The 19,816-nt window shown below is 75.6% G+C and carries 21 protein-coding genes; 17 read left to right on the top strand and 4 right to left on the bottom strand.

Features of this window, described 5'->3' with window-relative positions; genetic code table 11:
• Nucleotides 1-232 precede the first annotated feature (232 nt).
• From ACI8AB_RS11970 to asnB, 3 genes are read left to right on the top strand one after another with little or no spacing between them, the layout of a single operon-like run.
• Nucleotides 233-598, top strand: coding sequence for a metalloprotease (locus tag ACI8AB_RS11970; protein ID WP_387989229.1), 366 nt, complete (start codon nucleotides 233-235; stop codon nucleotides 596-598).
• Nucleotides 588-932: a DUF3817 domain-containing protein gene (locus tag ACI8AB_RS11965; protein WP_387989226.1), complete on the top strand. Its 345-nt coding sequence runs from the start codon at nucleotides 588-590 to the stop codon at nucleotides 930-932. The genes ACI8AB_RS11970 and ACI8AB_RS11965 overlap by 11 nt, the downstream gene beginning before the upstream one ends.
• A gap of 31 nt (nucleotides 933-963) precedes the next feature.
• On the top strand, nucleotides 964-2,898 hold the full coding sequence (gene asnB, locus ACI8AB_RS11960; RefSeq protein ID WP_456904093.1) for an asparagine synthase (glutamine-hydrolyzing): 1,935 nt from the start codon (nucleotides 964-966) through the stop codon (nucleotides 2,896-2,898).
• Nucleotides 2,899-2,962: 64 nt separating this feature from the next.
• On the opposite strand, the gene ACI8AB_RS11955 is transcribed toward asnB, so the two are convergent.
• Nucleotides 2,963-3,319, bottom strand: coding sequence for a HesB/IscA family protein (locus tag ACI8AB_RS11955; RefSeq protein WP_089402984.1), 357 nt, complete (start codon nucleotides 3,317-3,319; stop codon nucleotides 2,963-2,965).
• Nucleotides 3,320-3,462: 143 nt separating this feature from the next.
• On the opposite strand from ACI8AB_RS11955, the gene ACI8AB_RS11950 reads away from it, so the two are divergent.
• On the top strand, nucleotides 3,463-4,077 hold the full coding sequence (locus tag ACI8AB_RS11950) for a DUF3043 domain-containing protein (protein ID WP_387989220.1): 615 nt from the start codon (nucleotides 3,463-3,465) through the stop codon (nucleotides 4,075-4,077).
• 21 nt (nucleotides 4,078-4,098) lie between these two features.
• Nucleotides 4,099-5,082: an aldo/keto reductase family protein gene (locus ACI8AB_RS11945; protein WP_456950310.1), complete on the top strand. Its 984-nt coding sequence runs from the start codon at nucleotides 4,099-4,101 to the stop codon at nucleotides 5,080-5,082.
• Between the two features lie 30 nt (nucleotides 5,083-5,112).
• Here ACI8AB_RS11945 and ACI8AB_RS11940 read toward each other — a convergent pair whose 3' ends face one another.
• Entirely contained in the window at nucleotides 5,113-5,325 is a 213-nt protein-coding gene (locus tag ACI8AB_RS11940; RefSeq protein ID WP_387989214.1) for a hypothetical protein, read from the bottom strand.
• Nucleotides 5,326-5,449: 124 nt separating this feature from the next.
• Here ACI8AB_RS11940 and ACI8AB_RS11935 point away from each other — a divergent pair, with 124 nt between their 5' ends.
• The 4 genes from ACI8AB_RS11935 to ACI8AB_RS11920 are packed head-to-tail and all read left to right on the top strand — an operon-like array spanning nucleotide 5,450 to nucleotide 7,801.
• Entirely contained in the window at nucleotides 5,450-5,887 is a 438-nt protein-coding gene (locus ACI8AB_RS11935; protein WP_387989211.1) for a phage holin family protein, read from the top strand.
• Entirely contained in the window at nucleotides 5,884-6,351 is a 468-nt protein-coding gene (locus ACI8AB_RS11930) for a DUF3618 domain-containing protein (protein ID WP_456950309.1), read from the top strand. The genes ACI8AB_RS11935 and ACI8AB_RS11930 overlap by 4 nt, the downstream gene beginning before the upstream one ends.
• Nucleotides 6,348-6,623: a DUF4235 domain-containing protein gene (locus tag ACI8AB_RS11925; protein ID WP_387989205.1), complete on the top strand. Its 276-nt coding sequence runs from the start codon at nucleotides 6,348-6,350 to the stop codon at nucleotides 6,621-6,623. Before ACI8AB_RS11930 ends, ACI8AB_RS11925 begins: the two co-directional genes overlap by 4 nt.
• Before the next feature lie 41 nt (nucleotides 6,624-6,664).
• A complete protein-coding gene (locus tag ACI8AB_RS11920) occupies nucleotides 6,665-7,801 on the top strand; it encodes a YihY/virulence factor BrkB family protein (protein WP_456950308.1) in 1,137 nt (378 codons plus the stop codon).
• A 23-nt stretch (nucleotides 7,802-7,824) separates the two neighbouring features.
• On the opposite strand, the gene gcvT is transcribed toward ACI8AB_RS11920, so the two are convergent.
• Nucleotides 7,825-8,934, bottom strand: coding sequence for a glycine cleavage system aminomethyltransferase GcvT (gene gcvT / locus ACI8AB_RS11915; protein WP_456950307.1), 1,110 nt, complete (start codon nucleotides 8,932-8,934; stop codon nucleotides 7,825-7,827).
• A 102-nt stretch (nucleotides 8,935-9,036) separates the two neighbouring features.
• On the opposite strand from gcvT, the gene ACI8AB_RS11910 reads away from it, so the two are divergent.
• The 4 genes from ACI8AB_RS11910 (at nucleotide 9,037) to ACI8AB_RS11895 (ending at nucleotide 15,003) form a co-directional block, all read left to right on the top strand.
• Entirely contained in the window at nucleotides 9,037-10,548 is a 1,512-nt protein-coding gene (locus ACI8AB_RS11910; protein ID WP_456950306.1) for a leucyl aminopeptidase, read from the top strand.
• A gap of 141 nt (nucleotides 10,549-10,689) precedes the next feature.
• Nucleotides 10,690-12,069 (top strand): dihydrolipoyl dehydrogenase, encoded by a 1,380-nt coding sequence (gene lpdA, locus ACI8AB_RS11905; RefSeq protein ID WP_456950305.1) that lies wholly within the window; start codon nucleotides 10,690-10,692, stop codon nucleotides 12,067-12,069.
• 60 nt (nucleotides 12,070-12,129) lie between these two features.
• Nucleotides 12,130-14,019 (top strand): 2-oxoglutarate dehydrogenase, E2 component, dihydrolipoamide succinyltransferase, encoded by a 1,890-nt coding sequence (gene sucB, locus ACI8AB_RS11900; RefSeq protein ID WP_456950304.1) that lies wholly within the window; start codon nucleotides 12,130-12,132, stop codon nucleotides 14,017-14,019.
• A gap of 72 nt (nucleotides 14,020-14,091) precedes the next feature.
• Nucleotides 14,092-15,003, top strand: a complete 912-nt coding sequence (locus ACI8AB_RS11895) for a TIGR01777 family oxidoreductase (protein ID WP_456950303.1) — start codon at nucleotides 14,092-14,094, stop codon at nucleotides 15,001-15,003.
• 14 nt (nucleotides 15,004-15,017) lie between these two features.
• On the opposite strand, the gene ACI8AB_RS11890 is transcribed toward ACI8AB_RS11895, so the two are convergent.
• Nucleotides 15,018-16,643: a serine/threonine-protein kinase gene (locus ACI8AB_RS11890; protein ID WP_456950302.1), complete on the bottom strand. Its 1,626-nt coding sequence runs from the start codon at nucleotides 16,641-16,643 to the stop codon at nucleotides 15,018-15,020.
• A gap of 118 nt (nucleotides 16,644-16,761) precedes the next feature.
• Between ACI8AB_RS11890 and ACI8AB_RS11885 the strand changes: the two genes are divergently transcribed.
• Genes ACI8AB_RS11885 through ACI8AB_RS11870 form a run of 4 tightly spaced genes read left to right on the top strand, consistent with a single transcriptional unit; the run spans nucleotide 16,762 to nucleotide 19,814 of the window.
• Nucleotides 16,762-18,015: an NAD(P)/FAD-dependent oxidoreductase gene (locus ACI8AB_RS11885; RefSeq protein ID WP_456950301.1), complete on the top strand. Its 1,254-nt coding sequence runs from the start codon at nucleotides 16,762-16,764 to the stop codon at nucleotides 18,013-18,015.
• Nucleotides 18,015-18,749 carry a Type 1 glutamine amidotransferase-like domain-containing protein gene (locus ACI8AB_RS11880; protein ID WP_456950300.1) on the top strand — a complete coding sequence of 245 codons (735 nt, stop codon included), beginning with the start codon at nucleotides 18,015-18,017 and terminating at the stop codon, nucleotides 18,747-18,749. The genes ACI8AB_RS11885 and ACI8AB_RS11880 overlap by 1 nt, the downstream gene beginning before the upstream one ends.
• A gap of 22 nt (nucleotides 18,750-18,771) precedes the next feature.
• Nucleotides 18,772-19,431, top strand: a complete 660-nt coding sequence (lipB, locus tag ACI8AB_RS11875; RefSeq protein WP_456950299.1) for a lipoyl(octanoyl) transferase LipB — start codon at nucleotides 18,772-18,774, stop codon at nucleotides 19,429-19,431.
• Nucleotides 19,431-19,814 carry a PPOX class F420-dependent oxidoreductase gene (locus ACI8AB_RS11870; protein WP_387989172.1) on the top strand — a complete coding sequence of 128 codons (384 nt, stop codon included), beginning with the start codon at nucleotides 19,431-19,433 and terminating at the stop codon, nucleotides 19,812-19,814. The genes lipB and ACI8AB_RS11870 overlap by 1 nt, the downstream gene beginning before the upstream one ends.
• The last annotated feature ends 2 nt before the right edge of the window (nucleotides 19,815-19,816 follow it).

Here is a 19,816-nt window from a genome sequence, read left to right as displayed (position 1 = left end):
GCCCGGCGGTTCCCGGGCGGCTCTCCCGGCGCGGCCACGGGCGGGAGCCCGCCCTGGTCCGTGCGCCGACCTCAGTCTGGGCCGAGACTAGCCGACCCCGCACGGCGGCCGACCACCGGAGACCCGGTACCGGCGGGTCGGCCGGGACCGCCGGGACGCCGGTGACGGGGCCGCTCGTGGCCCTCCTCACCGTGCCGCCTCGCCGGCGGCCGGGGCGGTTAGAGTCGAGGGCGTGTGGACGCGGCTGCTGACCCCCCGCTGGGTGCTGCTGCACCTGCTGGTGGCCGCCCTGTTCGTCGCCACGTTCTTCCTCGGGTACTGGCAGCTGACCAAGGCCGAGGCCGGCGGCGGCGCGGTCAACTGGAGCTACGCGCTGCAGTGGCCGCTGTACGGGCTCATGGGCCTGTGGTTCTACGTCCGGATGGTCCGCGTCGAGCTCAACCGGCACCCCGACGAGGACGAGCCGACCACCGCCGTCGTGCTGTACCAGCGGCCGCGGGTCGACACCAGCGGGGACCCGGAGCTGGCCGCCTACAACGCCTACCTCGCCGAGCTCAACGAGCGGGCGCTCGGTCAGCGGGGTCCGAGTGGCCGCTGAGCCGCAGCAGGGAACGCTGACCCCCCAGGTGGCCGGCGCGCTCACCCGCTACCGCGTCATGGCCTACGCCGTCGGCGTGATGCTCCTGGTGCTCGTCGCCGTCGCCATCCCGCTGCGCTACGCGGCCGGGATCCCCGAGGTGTCCGCGGTCGTCTCGCCCGTCCACGGGCTGCTCTACATCGTCTACCTCGTCACGGCGTTCGACCTGGCCCTCAAGGCACGGTTCACCGCCAAGGGGACCCTGCTGGTGCTGCTCGCCGGCGTCGTCCCCCTCGTGTCGTTCGTCGCGGAGCGCCGGGTGACCACCCGCGTCCGCGCCGGCCGGCCCCTCTGACCGTCCTCCTCACTCCCGGGAGAACCCCCGCATGTGCGGCCTGCTGGCCTACCTGTCCACCGACGCGCCCCGGGTCGCCGAGAGGCACGTCGACGACGTCCGCGAGGCGCTGCACTGCCTGCACCACCGCGGCCCCGACGACACCGCGGTCTGGTCGGACCAGAACGTCGTCCTGGGTTTCAACCGGCTGTCGATCATCGACGTCGAGGGCAGCCCCCAGCCCCTCCCCTACGCCGGTGACCGCTACCGGATCCTGTTCAACGGGGAGATCTACAACTACGTCGAGCTGCGCGAGGAGCTGCAGGCCGCCGGCGCGCAGCTGGCCACGCACGGCGACACGGAGACGATCGTCGCGGGCTACCACCTGTGGGGCCAGGACGTCGTCCGGCGGCTGCGCGGGATGTTCTCCTTCGTCATCTGGGACACCGAGACCCGCACCGCGTTCGGCGCCCGCGACCCGTTCGGCATCAAGCCGCTGTTCACCGCGCGCCTGGCCGACGGCGGGCTGGTCTTCAGCTCGGAGAAGAAGGCGCTGCTGCAGCTGCTCGGCGGGAGCGCGGCCGCGGGTGGGGTCGACCCGGCGTCCCTGCAGCACTACCTGACGCTGCAGTACGTGCCGGAGCCGGCGACGCTGCACCGCGGCATCCGCCGGATCGAGAGCGGCACGAGCTTCACCGTCGTCGACGGCGAGCTGTCCACCGCGCGCTACTTCCACCCCGCCTGGACGCCGCAGCCGGTGCCCGCCGGCCGGGAGCAGGAGCTCTACGACCGCATCGCCGAGGTCCTCGACGAGTCGGTGGCCAAGCACATGCGGGCCGACGTCACCGTCGGGTCGTTCCTGTCCAGCGGCATCGACTCCACCGCGATCGCCGCGCTCGCGCACCGGTACAACCCGGACCTGCTGACGTTCACCGTCGGCTTCCAGCGGCAGGCGCAGTCGGAGATCGAGATCGCCGCCGAGTCGGCGTCGATCCTCGGCGTCAAGCACGTGCCGGTCGAGGTCAGCGCCGAGCAGTTCGCCGCGGCCATCCCCGAGGTGGTCTGGTACCTCGACGACCCGGTCGCGGACCCCGCGCTCGTGCCGCTGTACTTCGTGGCCCGCGAGGCGCGCAAGCACGTGAAGGTCGTGCTGTCCGGCGAGGGCGCCGACGAGCTGTTCGGCGGCTACACCATCTACCGCGAGCCGATCAGCCTCGCGTGGGCGTCGAAGCTGCCGCCGGCCGCCCGCCGGGCGATGGCCCGGATCGCCGACGTGCTGCCCGAGGGCGTCCGCGGCCAGGACCTGCTGCGCCGGGCGTCGATCCCGCTCGAGCAGCGGTACTACGGCAACGCCCGCAACCTGCGCGACGACGAGCTGGCCGCGCTGCTGCCCGGCCGCGATCCCGACCTGTCGCACGTGGCGGTCACCGAGGACCTGTACCGGCGCACCCGCGAGGCCGGCTACGACGACGTGACGGCGATGCAGTACGTGGACCTGTTCACCTGGCTGCGCGGCGACATCCTGGTCAAGGCCGACAAGATGACCATGGCCAACTCGCTGGAGCTGCGGGTGCCGTTCCTCGACCCCGAGGTGTTCGCGGTCGCGAGCACGCTCCCGGTCGAGCAGCGGGTGCCGCGCCGCGGCGACGCCACCAAGTACGCGTTGCGCCAGGCGATGCGCCAGATCGTGCCGCCGCGGATCATGAACCGCCGCAAGCTCGGCTTCCCCGTGCCGACGGCGGACTTCCTCGCCGGGCCGCTGCACGAGTGGGCCCGCGAGATCGTCACCTCGAGCCAGACGCAGGAGTGGCTCGACCGCGACGTCGTCCTCGGCCTGCTGGACCGGCTGCGTGCCGAGGAGGTGCCGAGCAAGCGGATCGCCCGTCAGCTGTGGTCGGTGCTGGTCTTCATGGTGTGGCACGGGATCTTCGTCGAGGAGCGGATCGTCGTCGACGTCCCGGAGACGGTCTACCCCGTCAAGCTCTGAGGACGCGGAACGGCGCCCGTCCCCACGGGGGACGGGCGCCGTTCTCGCGTTCAGGCGCGGGCGCTCAGTGGAACGAGTCGCCGCACGCGCAGGAGCCCTGCGCGTTCGGGTTGTCGATCGTGAAGCCCTGCTTCTCGATGGTGTCGACGAAGTCGATCACCGCGCCACCCAGGTACGGGCCGCTCATCCGGTCGACGATGACCTCGACGCCACCGAACTCGTAGGTCTGGTCGCCGTCGAGGAACCGCTCGTCGAAGAAGAGCTGGTAGCGCAGGCCGGAGCAGCCACCGGGCTGGACGGCGATGCGCAGACGCAGGTCGTCGCGGCCCTCCTGGTCCAGCAGCGCCTTGACCTTCGAGGCGGCCGGCTCGCTGAGCAGCACGCCGGTGCTGCCGGTGGTCTCGGTGTCCTGCACCGTCATGTCGTTGTCCTCCCACATCCGAGGGCGTCCGTTGCGGCAGTCCCTGCCGCGGGTCAACACCGCCGTGGCGGGCCCTCTTCCCACTGTACGGCGCGCACCGCGGGAGGCCAGTCCCCCGCGGGGCCGCACGTAGACTCGCAGCCGTGAAGCTCCGCCTGCCCGGGCGCCGGGACCGCGCCGCCGAGACCGCCCCGGACACCGCCGCCGACCTGACCGAGCAGCAACTGGTGAAGGCCGGCGGCAAGGGTCGCCCGACGCCCAGGCGCGCCGAGGCGCAGGGCCGCCGTCCCGGTCCTCCCCCGCCGCCGCCCACCACGCGCAAGGAGGCCTACGCCCGCATGCGCCAGCAGCAGGCGCAGCGGCGGGCCGACACCCGGGCGGGCATGGCGCGCGGCGACGACGCCTACCTCCCGGCGCGCGACCGCGGCCCGGTGCGCAAGCTCGTGCGCGACCTGGTCGACGCGCGCCGCAACGCGGGCAGCTTCTTCCTGCCCGTCGCCGCGCTGGTGCTGGTCGGGTACTTCATCCCGAACCCGGCGGTGCAGAACTACACGGTCTTCGTCTGGTTCCTGTTCTTCCTGGTGATCATCGTCGACTCGGTGTTCCTGGGCCGGCGGATCTCGAGGACCGTCCGCCGGCGCTTCCCCGACCAGCCGCACCGGATGAAGGGCCTGGTCTGGTACGGCGTCAGCCGGGCGACGATGATCCGCCGCTGGCGGTTCCCGAAGCCCGAGGTCGCGGTCGGCGCCGAGGTCTAGCCGGCACTAGCGTCGGGGCACGTGGAGTACCGACGCCTCGGCCGTTCCGGCCTGACCATCTCCGAGATCGCCTACGGCAACTGGCTCACCCACGGGGGCCAGGTCGAGGAGGACGCCGCGCAGGCCTGCGTGCGCGCCGCCCTCGACGCCGGCATCACGACCTTCGACACCGCCGACGTCTACGCCGGCACCCGCGCCGAGTCGGTGCTCGGCCGCGCCCTGGCCGGCCAGCGCCGCGAGGGCCTGGAGATCTTCACCAAGGTCTACTGGCCCACCGGCCCCGGCCCCAACGACCGCGGCCTGGGCCGCAAGCACGTCACCGAGAGCTGCGACGCCTCGCTGCGGCGGCTGCAGACCGACCACATCGACCTCTACCAGGCGCACCGGTACGACCCGACGGTGCCGCTCGAGGAGACGATGACCGCCTTCGCCGACCTGGTGCGGGCGGGCAAGGTCCTCTACGTCGGCGTCTCGGAGTGGCGGGCCGAGGAGATCGCCGCCGGCGCGGCGCTGGCCCGCGACCTCGGCATCCAGCTGATCAGCAACCAGCCGCAGTACTCCATGCTGTGGCGGGTCATCGAGGGCGAGGTCGTCCCGACGTCGCAGCGCGAGGGCGTGTCGCAGATCGTCTGGTCGCCGCTGGCCCAGGGCGTGCTCACCGGCAAGTACCGGCCGGGCGAGCAGCCGCCGGCCGACAGCCGGGCCGGGCACAGCGAGGCCGGGCAGTCGATGCGCGGCTTCCTGCGCGACGACGTCCTCAGCCGCGTGCAGGAGCTGCGGGCCGTCGCCGACGACCTCGGCCTGTCCATGGCCCAGCTCGCCGTCGCCTGGGTGCTGCAGAACGACAACGTGGCCGCGGCGATCATCGGCGCGACCCGCCCGGAGCAGGTGCACGACAACGTGAAGGCCGCGGGTGTGCACCTCGAGGACGACGTGATGGCGCGCATCGACGAGGTGCTCGGCGACGTCGTCGAGCGCGACCCGGCGAAGACCGCCCGGGGCTGACCGACCCCGGCCTGGACCTCAGGTCGAGGTTCAGGCCGGGGCCAGCGCCATCGGCCCGTACGCCTTGGTGTCGCCGTCGAACAGGCTCACCGTGGCCACGCCCCGGGCCAGCAGGTCCCGCCAGTTCTCCCCGAGCCACGACTCGGCGTCGCCCTGGTTGTCCGCGGGCGGCACCTCGACGCCGAGCGCCGCCGGGTCCAGGGTCGCGCCGGTCGGGTCCTCCAGCCGCCACGTCCAGCTCATGGCGCGAGGGTAGTGACCGCGCCGTCCGCCCGCGTCGTGTCCGGGGTGTGACCACCCGCGGGGTTACGCCGCCGATCTCCCCGGGCATGGGAGGTCATCGACCGCCCCGTTCCCCGGAGGACCGATGACCGTGCCCCCCGCGGGCGCCTCGCGCGCCACACCCCCGCCGCCGTCGACCGACGAGGCCTCGACCGGCCAGCTGATCAGCCAGCTGACCGAGCAGGTCTCCCGCCTGGTCCGCGACGAGGCGCGCCTCGCCCAGGCCGAGATGACGCAGAAGGCCAAGCGCCTGGGCATCGGCGCCGGCCTGTTCGGCGGCGCCGGGCTGTTCGGCTTCCTCGGGCTGTGCGTGCTGGTCGCCACCGCCGTCCTGGCCCTGGACGTCGTCCTGCCCGCCTGGCTCGCCGCCCTGATCGTGGCGGTGGTGCTGTTCGCCGTCGCCGGGGTCCTGGCGCTGGTCGGCAAGAAGGACGTGCAGAAGGGCACGCCGCCGGTGCCGACCGAGGCGATCGCCAGCACCAAGGCCGACATCGCGACGGTGAAGGAGAGTGCGCGCCGATGAGCACCCCGACCGGCGGCTCCCGGCCCGACGACGCCGCCGCGAACGGCCCCACCGACCCCGAGGCCATCAAGGCCGAGATCGAGGCCACCCGGGAGCAGCTCGGCCGCACCGTCGACGAGCTCAGCCACCGCCTCGACGTCCCCGCCCGGGCCAAGGAGGGCGCGGCTCGGGCCAAGGACACCGCCGTCGAGACCTACCGTGAGAGCCCGCCCACCGTCATCGGCGCCGGTGCCGCGCTCGCAGGCCTGGTCGGGCTGCTCGTCTGGCGGCGGCGGCGCAGGCACCGCCGGGCCGCGGCCGCCGCCACCGGGTCGACGGCCGCCGTGGCGCAGGCCCGCGCCGAGGCCCACCGGGCCCGCAAGGAGGCCGCCCGCGAGGCGGCCCGGGCCCGCCGGGCGGTGGCGAGGAACGCGCGGAGGACGAGGCAGCGGACCCGGAAGGCCGCGAGGAGGGTGCGGAAGTGAGCAGCAAGGGCGCGAAGCTCGTCTACCGCCCGGTCGGCCTGGTCGGGGGCATCCTCGCCGGTGTCGTCTCCGGGGCGGTCTTCAAGCAGGTGTGGAAGCGCATCTCCGGGGAGGACGACGCCCCCGACGCGCTGCAGAGCGAGTACCGCATGCGCGAGGTGGTCCTCGCCGCGGCGATCCAGGGCGCGATCTTCGCCGCCACCAAGGCGGCGATCGACCGCGCCGGCGCGCGCGGCTTCACCAAGCTCACCGGCAGCTGGCCGGGCGACTGACGCCGCCCGGCCGGACGGCGACCGACGGGAGGGGGCCGCAGATGGGCGGGACCAGGCAGCGCGACAGCGCGGTCGACCGGATCCGCGAGCGGGTCGAGGAGAAGGCCGCCCGGCGGGCGGCCGCGCGGGAGGCGGCGCAGCGGGCCGCCCGGGGTGAGGAGGCCGCCGGTCCGGGCCGGGTGCCACCCGGCGGCCCGACGCCGGCCGAGCTCCCCGGGATGCACGCGGACAAGCCCACCGAGATCCCGGCCCGGGGCTGGAAGCAGATCGTCAAGCGGGCGTGGGCGGAGAACAACGCCGACAACATGCCGATCATCGCCGGCGGCGTCGCGTTCTTCGCCTTCCTCGCGATCTTCCCGGCGCTGATCGCGACGATCTCCATCTACGGGCTCGTGGCCTCGCCGGAGACCGTCGCCCGGCAGGTCGAGAGCCTCTCGGCCCAGCTGCCCGACGAGGCGGCGGCGCTGATCGGCGACCAGCTGACCGCGATCACGCAGAACAGCGGCGGCGCGCTGTCGCTGTCGCTCGTGGTCTCGGTGCTCGCGGCGCTGTGGTCGGCGTCCGGCGGCACGGGCAACGTCATCACCGCGGTGAACATCGCCTACGACGAGGTGGAGACCCGCGGCTTCGTCAAGCGCAAGGCGATGGCGCTCGGGCTCACGCTCGGCGCCATCGTGTTCGTGCTGGTCACCTTCGCGCTGGTCGCGGTGGTGCCGGTCGTGATGGACGCGCTGCCCCTCGGCGTCGTCGGCACGGTCCTGGCGCAGGTCCTGCGGTGGGTCCTGCTGCTCGGGGTGTTCGCCGGCTCGCTGGCGGTGCTCTACCGGGTCGCTCCCGACCGCGACGCACCGCAGCTCAAGTGGGTGAGCCTCGGCGCGATCGTCGTCACGGTCATCTGGGCGCTGGTCAGCCTGGGCTTCAGCTTCTACGTCAACAACTTCGGCTCGTACGACAAGACCTACGGCGCCATCGCCGGCGTCATCGTGCTGATGCTGTGGCTGTACCTGACCTGCTACCTGGTCCTGCTCGGCGCGGAGATCAACTCCGAGGCCGAGCACCAGACGGCCGAGGACACCACCGAGGGCCCGCCGGTCCCCATGGGCCAGCGCAACGCCACGATGGCCGATGAGCTGCCCGACTCGCCCGAGCCCACGAAGGAGTCGAAGCAGAAGGCCTGAGCCCCTCCCCGGCAGTCCTGCTCTCAGCGCACGTGGGAGGGCACGAACGGCGGCCGGACGGCGACGACGGGCTGCGGGCGGCCCCGGACGTCGACGGCGAGCGGGGTGTCCGGGGCGATGCCGGCCGCGGCGTCGAGCAAGGCCAGCGCGATCCCGGTGCGCAGCGTCGGGGAGAAGGTGCCGCTGGTGACCTCGCCGACGCGGCGGCCGGACTCGTCGAGCACGTCCATGCCGGGACGCGGGATGCCGCGGCCGGTGGCGCGCAGGCCCCACAGCAGCCGCGTCGCGCCGGCCTCCCGCTCGGCCAGCAGCGCCTGCCGCCCCCAGAACGCGGGCTTCCTCCACCCGACCGCCCAGCCGCTGCGCGCCTGGTTGGGGGTGATCCGGCGGGACAGCTCGTGCCCGTGCAGCGGGTAGCCCATCTCGGTGCGCAGCGTGTCCCGCGCGCCCAGCCCGCACGGGCGGATCCCCTCGGCGGCGCCGGCCTCGAGCAGCCGGTCCCACAGCGCGCCGGCCCGCTCGGCGGCGACGAGCAGCTCGTAGCCGTGCTCGCCGGTGTAGCCGGTGCGGCAGACGGTGACCTCCTGCCCTTCCCCGCCCGCGAACGCCATGTAGTCCAGTCCGGCGGCCAGTCCGGCGGCCTCGACGACGGCGGCGGAGCGCGGCCCCTGCACGGCGAGGACGGCGACCTCCTCGTGCCGGTCGGTCACCGTGACGCCGTCCGGCGCGGCGGCCGCGAGCCGCGCGAGGACCTCCTGCGCGTTGGCGGCGTTGGGCACGAGCAGCACGTCGTCGGGTGAGTGCAGGTAGACGATGAGGTCGTCGACCACGCCGCCGGCGTCGGCCTCGCCGTCGGGGACGCAGCACAGCGTGTACTGCGCCTGCCCCGGCCCGATCCGCCCGAGGTCGTTGGTCAGGCAGGCGTCGACCAGGGCCGCGGCGCCGGGCCCGCGCACGGTGCCGGTGCCCAGGTGCGAGACGTCGAACAGGCCCACCGCCTCCCGCACGGCGGCGTGCTCGGCGAGCACCCCGCCGCCGGCGTACTCGATCGGCATCGACCAGCCGCCGAAGTCGGCCAGCTTGGCGCCGGCGGCCACGTGGCGGTCGTGGAGGGGCGAGGTCCGCGCGGTCACCCCCGCACGCTATCCGGCGACCTGCTGGAACGGCCCCCGTGCAGGGACCCGCGCCGGGCCGGCGAGGCGTGGGGCACACGGGGGTCCTTCTAGGATCGAGCGGTGCCGCCCACGATCACCGCCACCGACCGCCCGCTCGAGAAGACGCCCGCCGACGCCGTCGTCGTCGGCATCGGGAAGGGGTCCGCCGGCCCGCTGCCCACGCCGGGCGCGGAGGCCGTGGACCGGCTGCTCGGCGGCCGGCTGCTGCCCGCCCTGGCCGACCTCGGGGCACGCGGCGCCCAGGACGAGGTCACCCGGGTGGCCAGCCTCGGGCAGGGGCCGTTCCCGGTCGTCGCCGCCGTCGGGCTCGGCGCCCCCGAGGCCACCGGCGGGTACTCCCCCGAGGCGATCCGGCGTGCCGCCGGCGCCGCCAGCCGCGCGCTGACCGGGCGGGGCTCGGTCGTGACCCTGCTGGCCGCCGTCGGCGGGACCCCCGACGCCGGGCGGCTGCACGCCGTCGGCGAGGGCGCCCTGCTGGGCGCGTACGAGTTCACCGCCTACAAGTCCGACCTGCCCGCCGACCGGCCCACCCCACCGCGCGAGTTCACGGTCGTCGTCCCCGACGCCGGTGCGGCCAAGGCCCCGCTGGCGCGGGTCCGCGCCGTGGCCGACGCGGTCGCGCTGGTGCGGGACCTGGTCAACACCCCGCCCAACGACCTCCACCCGGCCGAGCTCGCCTCGCGCGGCGCCGCGGCCGGCAAGGCGGCCGGCCTGAAGGTCGAGGTGCTCGACGAGGACGACCTCGTCGCCGGCGGCTACGGCGGCATCCTGGCCGTCGGCGCCGGCTCTGCGCGCGGCCCGCGGCTGCTGCGGATGACCTACACGGGCAAGAGGGCGCAGAAGAAGGTCGCTCTCGTCGGCAAGGGCATCACCTTCGACAGCGGCGGCCTGTCGATCAAGCCCGCCGCGAAGATGGACGAGATGAAGAGCGACATGGCCGGCGCCGCGGCCGTGATCGCCACCGTGTGCCTGGTCGCCCAGCTCGGCCTGCCGGTCGAGGTGACCGCCACCGTCCCGATGGCGGAGAACCTGCCCAGCGGCACCGCGTACCGCCCCGCCGACGTGGTCACCTTCCGCAACGGCAAGAAGGCCGAGATCACCAACACCGACGCCGAGGGCCGGGTGATCCTGGCCGACGCCATCGCGCGCGCGGCCGAGGACTCCCCGGACGTCCTGCTCGAGACCTCGACCCTCACCGGCGCCCAGCTGGTCGCCCTCGGCGCGCGCACCGCCGGCGTCATGGGCAGCGACGACCTGCGCGACGCCGTCGTCGCGGCCAGCCGGCGCAGCGGCGAGCCGATGTGGCCGATGCCGATGCCCGAGGAGCTGCGGCGCGGCATCGACTCGCCGGTCGCCGACTTCGTCAACGCCAACGCCGACCGGATGGGCGGCATGCTCGTCGGGGCTCACTTCCTCGCCGAGTTCGTCCCGGCCGGGCTGCCCTGGGCGCACGTCGACATCGCCGGCCCCAGCTTCAACACCGGCGCGCCCTGGGGCTACACGCCCAAGGGCGGCACCGGGGTGCCGGTCCGCACCCTGCTGGCGACCATCGAGGACCTGCTGACCCGCTGACCGCCCGTGCGGCCGGGGACCCCGGCCGCACGCGGCGCGCAACCGCCCTCGGCCTGCGCCGTCACCTGGAGTGGCAGGATGGTCGAGGACCATCCCCCACCCGTTCCGGTGGGGCAGGCCGAGAGCATCGAGGAGCACGTCGTGAGCGCACCCACCACCCCCGCCGACCTGGTCATCCTCGGTGGTGGCTCGGGTGGCTACGCCGCCGCGCTGCGGGCCGCGGAGCTGGGGATGTCGGTCGTCCTGATCGAGAAGGACAAGGTCGGCGGCACCTGCCTGCACCGCGGGTGCATCCCCACCAAGGCCCTGCTGCACGCCGGTGAGGTCGCCGACCTGGCCCGCGAGGGCGAGCAGTTCGGGGTGAAGACCTCGCTGGCCGGCATCGACATGGACGGCGTCCACTCCTACAAGGACGGCGTCGTCTCGCGGCTGTACAAGGGCCTGCAGGGCCTGATCAGGAGCCGCAAGATCACCTACGTCGAGGGCGAGGGCCGGCTGGTCTCCCCCACCGCGGTGGCGGTCGACGGCCAGACCTACGAGGGCCGCCACGTGCTGCTGGCCACCGGCTCCTACTCGCGCTCCATCCCGGGCGTCGAGCTCGACGGCGTCCGCGTCCTGGACAGCGAGCAGGCCCTCGCGCTCGACCGCGTCCCGACCTCGGCGATCATCCTGGGCGGCGGTGTCATCGGCTGCGAGTTCGCCAGCGCCTGGAAGTCCTTCGGCGTCGACGTCACGATCATCGAGGGCCTCAAGCACCTGGTGCCGCTGGAGGACGAGAACTCCTCCAAGCTCCTCGAGCGCGCCTTCCGCCGCCGGAAGATCAACTTCGAGCTCGGCAACATGGTGTCCTCGGTGCAGTCCACCGAGAACGGCGTCAAGGTCAGCCTGCAGAACGGCAAGGAGTTCGAGGCCGAGATCGTGCTGGTGGCCATCGGCCGCGGCCCGGTCAGCCAGGGCCTGGGCTACGAGGAGGCCGGCGTCGCGATGGACCGCGGCTACGTGCTGGTCGACGAGTACTGCCAGACCAACGTCCCGACCATCTCCGCCGTCGGTGACCTCATCCCCACCCTGCAGCTGGCCCACGTCGGGTTCGGCGAGGGCATCCTCGTCGCCGAGCGGCTGGCCGGCCTCCCGGTCGTGCCGATCGACTACGCGGGCGTCCCGCGGGTCACCTACTCCGACCCCGAGGTCGCCTCGGTCGGCCTGACCGAGACCCAGGCCCGCGACAAGTACGGCGACGTCGAGACCCTCGTCTACGACCTGGGCGGCAACGGCCGCAGCCAGATCCTCAAGACCCAGGGCGCGGTCAAGCTGATCCGTCAGAAGGACGGCCCGGTCGTCGGCGTGCACATGGTCGGCAGCCGGGTCGGCGAGCTCGTCGCCGAGGCGCAGCTGATCTTCAACTGGGAGGCCCTGCCCGACGAGGTCGCCTCCCTGATCCACCCGCACCCCACGCAGAGCGAGGCGATCGGCGAGGCCCACCTGGCCCTGGCCGGCAAGCCGCTGCACGCCCACAGCTGAGCCGGCCGGCTCCGCTCCCCGTCTCCCCCACCCGCGCCACCACGAAGGAGCCCCGCCCCGATGCCGACCTCCGTCACCATGCCCGCCCTGGGCGAGAGCGTCACCGAGGGCACGGTCACCCGATGGCTGAAGCAGGAGGGTGAGCAGGTCGAGGCCGACGAGCCGCTGCTCGAGGTCTCGACCGACAAGGTCGACACCGAGATCCCCTCCCCCGCGGCGGGTGTCCTCACCAAGATCCTCGTGTCCGAGGACGAGACCGTCGAGGTCGGCGCCGAGCTGGCCGTGATCGGCGGCGAGGGTGACGGCGCGGGTGCCGGCGGTCCGGCCTCCGCCGACGACGCCACCACCCCGCAGACCCCGGTCGAGCAGGTGGAGGACGCCGGCCCTGGCGCCGCCGACGAGCCGCAGCCCGCCCCCGCCGCCGAGGCCCCCGCCCCCGCCGACCAGGGCGGTGGTCAGGGCGGTGGTCAGGGCGGTGGCGAGGGGACGCCGGTGACCATGCCGGCGCTCGGCGAGAGCGTCACCGAGGGCACCGTCACCCGCTGGCTCAAGGCGGTCGGCGACGAGGTCACCGCCGACGAGCCGCTGCTCGAGGTCTCGACCGACAAGGTCGACACCGAGATCCCGGCCCCGGTGTCGGGGACGCTGCTGTCGATCACGGTCAACGAGGACGAGACCGTCGAGGTCGGCGCCCAGCTGGCGGTGATCGGGTCCGGTGCCGCCGGTGGCGGTGCCCCCGCTGCCGCCGCCGCCGCGCCGGCACCCGCCCCGCAGGAGGCCCCGGCCCCCGCTCCGGCTCCCGCTCCGGCGCCGCGTCAGGAGCAGCCCGCGCCCCAGCCGCCGGCCGCGCCGCCGTCGGTCCCCGCCGGGGCCGACTACGGGTCCGGCGAGGCCGAGACCGTCCGCGCGCAGCAGAGCAACCAGCCCTCCCAGCCCGCGCGGGCCGAGGCCCCGTCCTCGGCAGGCGCGGCTCCGGCGAGCGCGGCCCCGGCCGACGGTGGCGGCACCTACGTGACGCCCCTGGTCCGCCGCCTGGCCGCCGAGCACGGCGTCGACCTGGCCGGCATCACCGGCACCGGCGTGGGCGGCCGCATCCGCAAGCAGGACGTCCTGGCCGCCGCGGAGGCCGCCTCCGCCCCGGCCGCGGCTCCGGCGGCCGCTCCGGCCCCGGCCGCCGCCGGCCGGCCCACCACGCCGTCGCCGGCTGCCCGGCCGGACACCGCGCTGCGCGGCCGCACCGAGAAGATGTCCCGCCTGCGCGGGGTCATCGCCCGGCGGATGGTCGAGTCGCTCGCGGTCAGCGCCCAGCTGACCACCGTCGTCGAGGTCGACGTCACCCGGATCGCCAAGCTGCGCGACCGGGCCAAGCGGGACTTCGAGGCCCGCGAGGGCGTCAAGCTGTCGTTCCTGCCGTTCTTCGCGAAGGCGGCGGTCGAGGCGCTCAAGGCCCACCCGGCCGTGAACTCCTCGGTCGACATGGAGGCCGGCACGGTCACCTACCACGACCAGGAGAACCTGGGCGTCGCCGTCGACACCGAGCGCGGCCTGCTCGTGCCGGTCATCCACGGCGCCGGTGACCTGAGCATCGGCGGGCTCGCCCGCAAGATCGCCGATCTCGCCGAGCGCACCCGCCTGAACAAGGTGACGCCGGACGAGCTGGGCGGCGGCACGTTCACGCTGACCAACACCGGCAGCCGCGGCGCCCTGTTCGACACGCCGATCATCAACCAGCCGCAGGTGGCGATCCTGGGCACCGGCACCGTGGTCAAGCGCCCGGTCGTCGTGCAGGACCCGGACCTCGGCGAGGTCATCGCGGTGCGCTCGATGGTCTACCTGGCCCTCACCTACGACCACCGGATCGTCGACGGCGCCGACGCCGCCCGGTTCCTCGGCACGGTGAAGGAGCGGCTCGAGGCCGGCCAGTTCGAGGGTGAGCTCGGCCTGAGCTGACGTCCCCCGGTCGGGCCCCGGCGCACGCGCCGGGGCCCGACGTCGTACCGGGCAGGGGGGACGAGGAGGGTCATGAAGATCGCCGTCACGGGGGCCTCCGGGCTCATCGGGTCGACGCTGGTGCCGGAGCTGCGCGCCGACGGGCACGAGGTCATCCGGCTGGTCCGCCGCACCCCCCGCACCGCCGACGAACACCGCTGGGACCCCCAGCACCGGCGGATCGACCCGGCGCTGCTGCGCGACGTCGACGCGGTGGTGAACCTCGCCGGCACGCCGATCCGGCCGCGCCCGTTCACCGAGGCGTACCGGCGGGACCTGCTGGCCAGCCGGGTGGACAGCACCACCACCATCGCCGAGGCGCTCGCCACCGCGGCCGCCGAGGACCCCTCGCGCAGGCGGGTGCTGCTGTCGGCCTCCGCGGTCGGCTACTACGGCGACACCGGGGACCGGGTGGTCGAGGAGGACGCCCCGCCGGGGGACGACTTCCTCGCCCGCGTGTGCGTGCAGTGGGAGGCCGCCACCGCTCCCGCAGCCGAGGCCGGCGTCCGGGTGGTCACGCTGCGGACCGGACTGGTCATCGGCCGCGGCGCCATGCTGGTGCGCATCCTCGGCACGGTCTTCCGGCTCGGCCTCGGCGGCCGGGTGGGGTCGGGGCGGCAGTACTGGCCGTGGGTGAGTCTGGACGACGAGGTGGGCGCCATCCGCTTCCTGCTGACCGCCGGAGAGGTGTCCGGGCCGGTCAACCTCACCGGTCCCGACCCCGTGCGCAACGAGGAGTTCGTCCGGGAGCTGGGCCGGGCCGTGCACCGTCCGACGGTCCTGCCGGTGCCCGGCTTCGCCATCCGGTCGGCGCTCGGCGAGTTCGGGCGCTCCAACGTCCTCGCCGGGCAGCGGGCCGTGCCGGCGCGGCTGCTGGCGGCCGGCTACCCGTTCCGGCACCGGGACCTGCCCTCCGCCCTCCGCGAGGCGCTCGACCGCGGCTGACGCCTCCGCCGGGCTCACGCCAGCCGCTCCGCGGTCCCGATCCGCCAGCCGCCGCTCCCGGGGACCAGCACCATCGTCACCGGCGTCTCCCCGCGGCCGGCCTCGATGCGCAGCACCGGGCCGTCCGGGGACGCGGCCGCCACGACCGCGTACTCCGGCCAGCTGTCGACCAGCCGCACCTGCACGGACCCGTCCCCGGTGGTCGCGGCCCCGACCGTCACGCCGGAAACCGAGGGTGTGAAGCCGCGCAGCACCTCGCCGGCGGCGGTGAGGGAGCTCAGGTGGGCGCGGTCGGCGGCCAGCAGCGGGCTGTCGGCGGTGTAGACCTCGTCCAGCAGCGCCGGTGAGCCGGTGGCGAACGCCCGCGCGCGGCGGTCGTAGAGGTCGGTGAGGACGGCGCTCCAGTCGACCTGCTCCGCCGACGGCGGCGGGGCCGGCGCGGAGGACGGGACCGGCGCCGACGACGCGGTCGCCGCGGGCGACGGGACCGCCGCCGCGGACGGCGCCGGTCCGGCGGACGCCGGAGCCGGAGCGGCCGCCGCCGGTCCGCCGGGCCCGGAGCGGGTCAGCGCCAGCCCGAGCGCCACCGCGCCCAGCACCAGGGCGGCGACCGCGATGCCCGCGGCAGCCCGCCGCACGAACGGTCCCCCCGGCCGCCAGGACCGGGCCGACGGTGCGGGGACCTCGGCGGGCGCGGGCCGGCGGCGCCGGCCGGGCACCTGGTGGGTCAGCTCGGTGCGCGGCCCGCGGCCGGTCCGGGTCAGGTCGGCGTCGGGGACCCCCGGCGTCGGCAGCCGCACCGGCTCCGGGCGGCAGGCGTGCCGCAGGTCGAGCGCGAGGGCCGCCGCCGACCCCCGCGCGTGCGGATCGGCCGACAGGCCGCGGCCGACCACCTCGAGCAGCGCGCGCGGCGTGCCGGGAGCCAGCTCGGCGAGGTCGGGCAGCTCGCCGGCGGCGGCGACGGCGAGGATGTCGGCAGGGGTCGCGGCGTTCCACGGCGGGACACCGGTCAGCGCGTGGAAGGCGGCCGCGGCGACGCCGAAGACGTCCGAGGCCGGGCCGGGTGCGCTCCCGCGGGCGACGGCGGGATCGACGTAGGCCGGGGTCACCTCACCGGCCGCGTCCTCACCGAGGACCCGCGCCACGCCGAGGTCGGTGAGCACCGGGCGCCCCTCGGCGGTGAAGACGACGTTCCCCGGGGACAGGTCGCCGTGGACGACGCCCTGCTCGTGCGCGCAGGCCAGCGCGGCCGCCACCGGCGCCAGCGCGGTGACCACCTCGCCGGGGCGCAGCCGGCCGCGGCGGGCCAGCAGCGCCGCCAGGCTGCCGCCCTCGAGCAGGTCGAGGACCAGCGCCACCCGGGCCGGGCCGCCGCGCCGGGGCTGGTGCACCACCTCGTGCAGCCGGACCAGGTGCGGGTGGTCGAGAGCACCCAGCAGCGCCGCCTCGCGTGCCTGCCGCCCGGCGTCGCCGGCCACGAGCAGCTTCACCGCCACCGGCGCGCCGCCGTCACGCGGCCTCGCGCGCCAGACCTCGCCGGACCCGCCGCGGCCGAGCAGCCGGTCGAGCCGGTAGCCGGGCACGACCGGCGGCGCCGGGGCGTCGTCGGGGCCGGCGCTGGGCGCGGGGGTGGTGGGCACGGCGGGGACCGTAGGCCGCACCGGCCCCGCCCCGCCCCCGCCGTCCACAGGCCCGGGCGGCGTCCACAGGCGCCGTCCCGGACGGGTGCCCGGCGCCGACTGCACCTAGGTTCGGGGCATGCCGCTGCCCGCCCGTGCCGAGGTCGTCGTCGTGGGCGCCGGGCTGGCCGGTCTGTCGGCGGCCACCCGCCTGGCCGCCGCGGGGATCGACGTGCACCTCCTGGAGGCCTCCGCCTCCGCGGGCGGTCGGCTGGCCACCGAGCGGGTCGACGGGTTCGTCGTCGACCGCGGCTTCCAGGTGTTCAACACCGGCTACCCGCGCGCCGCCGACCTCGACCTGCCCGCCCTCGACCTCGGCTTCTTCGCCCCCGGGGCGGTCGTCCGCGTCGGCGACCGCGTGCACCGGGTCGCCGACCCGCGCCGCCGGCCGTCCGCGGTGGCCGACACGCTGCGGGCACCGGTGGGGTCCCTGAGGCACAAGGCGGCGATCGCCGCGTTCTCCGCGCGGGCCGGGTACCGGCCGGTCCCGAGCCTGCTGGCGGCCCCGGAGACCTCCGCGGCCGAGCACCTCCGGCGGGCCGGCGTCGGCGCCACGGCCCTGGAGCGGTTCTTCGGGCCGTTCTTCGCCGGCGTGCTGCTCGAGGACCGGCTGGAGACCTCCAGCCGCTACCTGGACCTGCTGTGGCGCAGCTTCGTCCGCGGCGGCACCGGCCTGCCGGCGCAGGGCATCCAGGCGATCGGTGAGCAGCTGGCCGCCCGGGTCGGTGAGGGGCGCGTCCACCACGGGGTCCGGGTCACCGCGGTCTCGGGCACCTCGGTCGACAGCGACGCCGGTCCGGTGCGCGCCGACGCCGTCGTGGTGGCCACCGACCCCGACACCGCCGCCGTCCTCGTGCCGGCGGTCGAGGCCGCCGCGCCCCGCCAGGTGACGACCCACTACCACGTGCTGCCGGCCTCGCCGTGGCCCGAGCCCCTCATCGTCCTGGGGACGCCGGGCGGCCGCCTGGTCAACAGCGTGGTGCTCACCGACGCCCAGCCGGCCTACTCCCCCGACGGCCGCGCCCTGGTGGCCAGCAGCTCGCTGGCGCCGACGCCGGAGGCCGAGGTCCGCGGGGAGGTGGCCCGGTTGCACGACGTCGCGACGGCGGACCTCGGGCACCTGACATCGGTGACCGTGACCGGCGCGCAGCCGGCCGCGCTGCCCCCGTTGCGGCTGCGCCGCCCGGTCGACCTCGGCGGCGGCCTGTACGTCTGCGGCGACCACCGGGACACCCCGTCCATCCAGGGCGCCATGGCCAGCGGTCGCCGCACCGCCGTCGCGGTGCTGCGCCGGCTGCGGCCCGCGGCCGCGGCCGCGGCCGGGGCGGCCTGATGGCCGCCACCGCCCCGACGATCGTGGCCACGAGCATCGGCTTCGACTCCCGCGGCCGGGGCCCCTACGACTGGGCGCCGGGCCCGGTGTTCGACCTGGCCGTCGAGCTCGCCGGGGCGCCCGCGCAGCCGCGCCTGTGCTACCTGGGCACCGCCACCGGCGACGACCCCGCGCGCCTGGCCGGCGTGTACGGCGCCTTCGCCGGCAGCGCGGTCCGGCTCAGCCACCTGAGCCTGTTCCCCATGCCCACCGTCCCCGACGTGCGCGCGCACCTGCTGGCGCAGGACGTGATCTGGGTCGGTGGCGGCAGCGTGGCCAACCTGCTGGCGGTGTGGCGGGTGCACGGCCTCGACGAGGTCCTGGCCGAGTGCTGGCGGGCCGGGGTGGTGCTCGGCGGGGTGTCGGCGGGGTCGCTGTGCTGGCACGTCGGCGGCACCACCGACTCCTTCGGCCCCGACCTGCGGCCGGTCACCACCGGGCTGGGACTGATCCCCACCTCCAACGGCGTCCACCACGACTCCGAGGAACAGCGCCGCCCGCTGTACCGGCGGCTGGTCGCCGAGGGCACCCTGCCCGCCGGGCACGCCACCGACGACGGCGTGGGCCTGGTCTACCGGGGGACGGCACTGGTCGAGGCGGTCGCCGACCGGCCGGGCAAGGCGGCCCACCGGGTGGAACGGGGTCCCGACGGCACCGCCGTGGAGACCCGCCTCGAGCCCCGCCGGCTGCGGTGATCGCGGGCATAGGCTGGGTCCCGTGACCGAACTGCGCGTCGTCCGGGCCGGCACCGTCCCCTACGAGGAGGCCTGGGCGCGCCAGCGCGAGATCCACGCCGCGCGGATCGCCGGGGAGGCGCCGGACACGCTGCTGCTGCTCGAGCACCCGTCGGTCTACACCGCGGGCCGGCGCACCGAGCCGCACGAGCGCCCGCTCGACGGCACGCCGGTGGTCGACGTCGACCGCGGCGGCAAGATCACCTGGCACGGGCCCGGCCAGCTCGTCGGCTACCCGATCGTGGCCCTGCCCGACCCGGTCGACGTCGTCGCCCACGTGCGCCGGCTCGAGGACGCGCTCATGGAGGTGTCCGCCTCGGTCGGCGTCGCGACGATGCGCGTCGACGGGCGCAGCGGCGTCTGGGTGGCCGCCGACGCCCCCGGGCCCGGCAGCCGGTTCCGGCCCGAGCGCAAGATCGCCGCGATCGGCGTGCGGGTCGCGCGCGGGGTGACCATGCACGGGTTCGCGCTCAACTGCGACCCCGACCTCGGCGCGTTCGGCGCGATCGTCCCGTGCGGCATCGCCGACGCCGGGGTCACCTCGCTGAGCGCCGAGCTGGGGCGCGACGTCCCGGTGGCCGAGGTGGTCGACACGGTGGAGGCGGCGATGCGGCGGGTGCTCACCCTCGCCCCCGCCGCCTGATGGCCGGCCTGCCGGACAGCACGTACGTCAGCCTGACCACGTTCCGCCGCACCGGCGAGCCGGTGCCCACGCCGGTGTGGGCCGCACCCGACGGCGACACGCTCGTCGTCTGGACCCGCGCCGACTCCGGCAAGGTGAAGCGGCTGCGGCACACCGCTCGGGTCACCGTGGCGCCGTGCGACGTCCGCGGCCGGGTGACGGGGCCGGTCGTCGAGGCCACCGCCGAGCTGCTGCAGCCGCACGAGTGGCGGCAGGCGCGGGCCGCGCTCGCCCGCCGGTACGGCTGGCGGTGGCGGGTCTCCTACGGCAGCGCGCGCCTGTGGCAGCGGCTGACCCGGCCGGGCACCGAGCGGCACGCGGTCATCCGCGTCCGCCCCGCCTGAAC

Source organism: Geodermatophilus sp. SYSU D00698, assembly GCF_054050335.1.
Note: the sequence above shows the minus strand (reverse complement) of the source record. Positions and strands in the feature narration are given on the sequence as shown.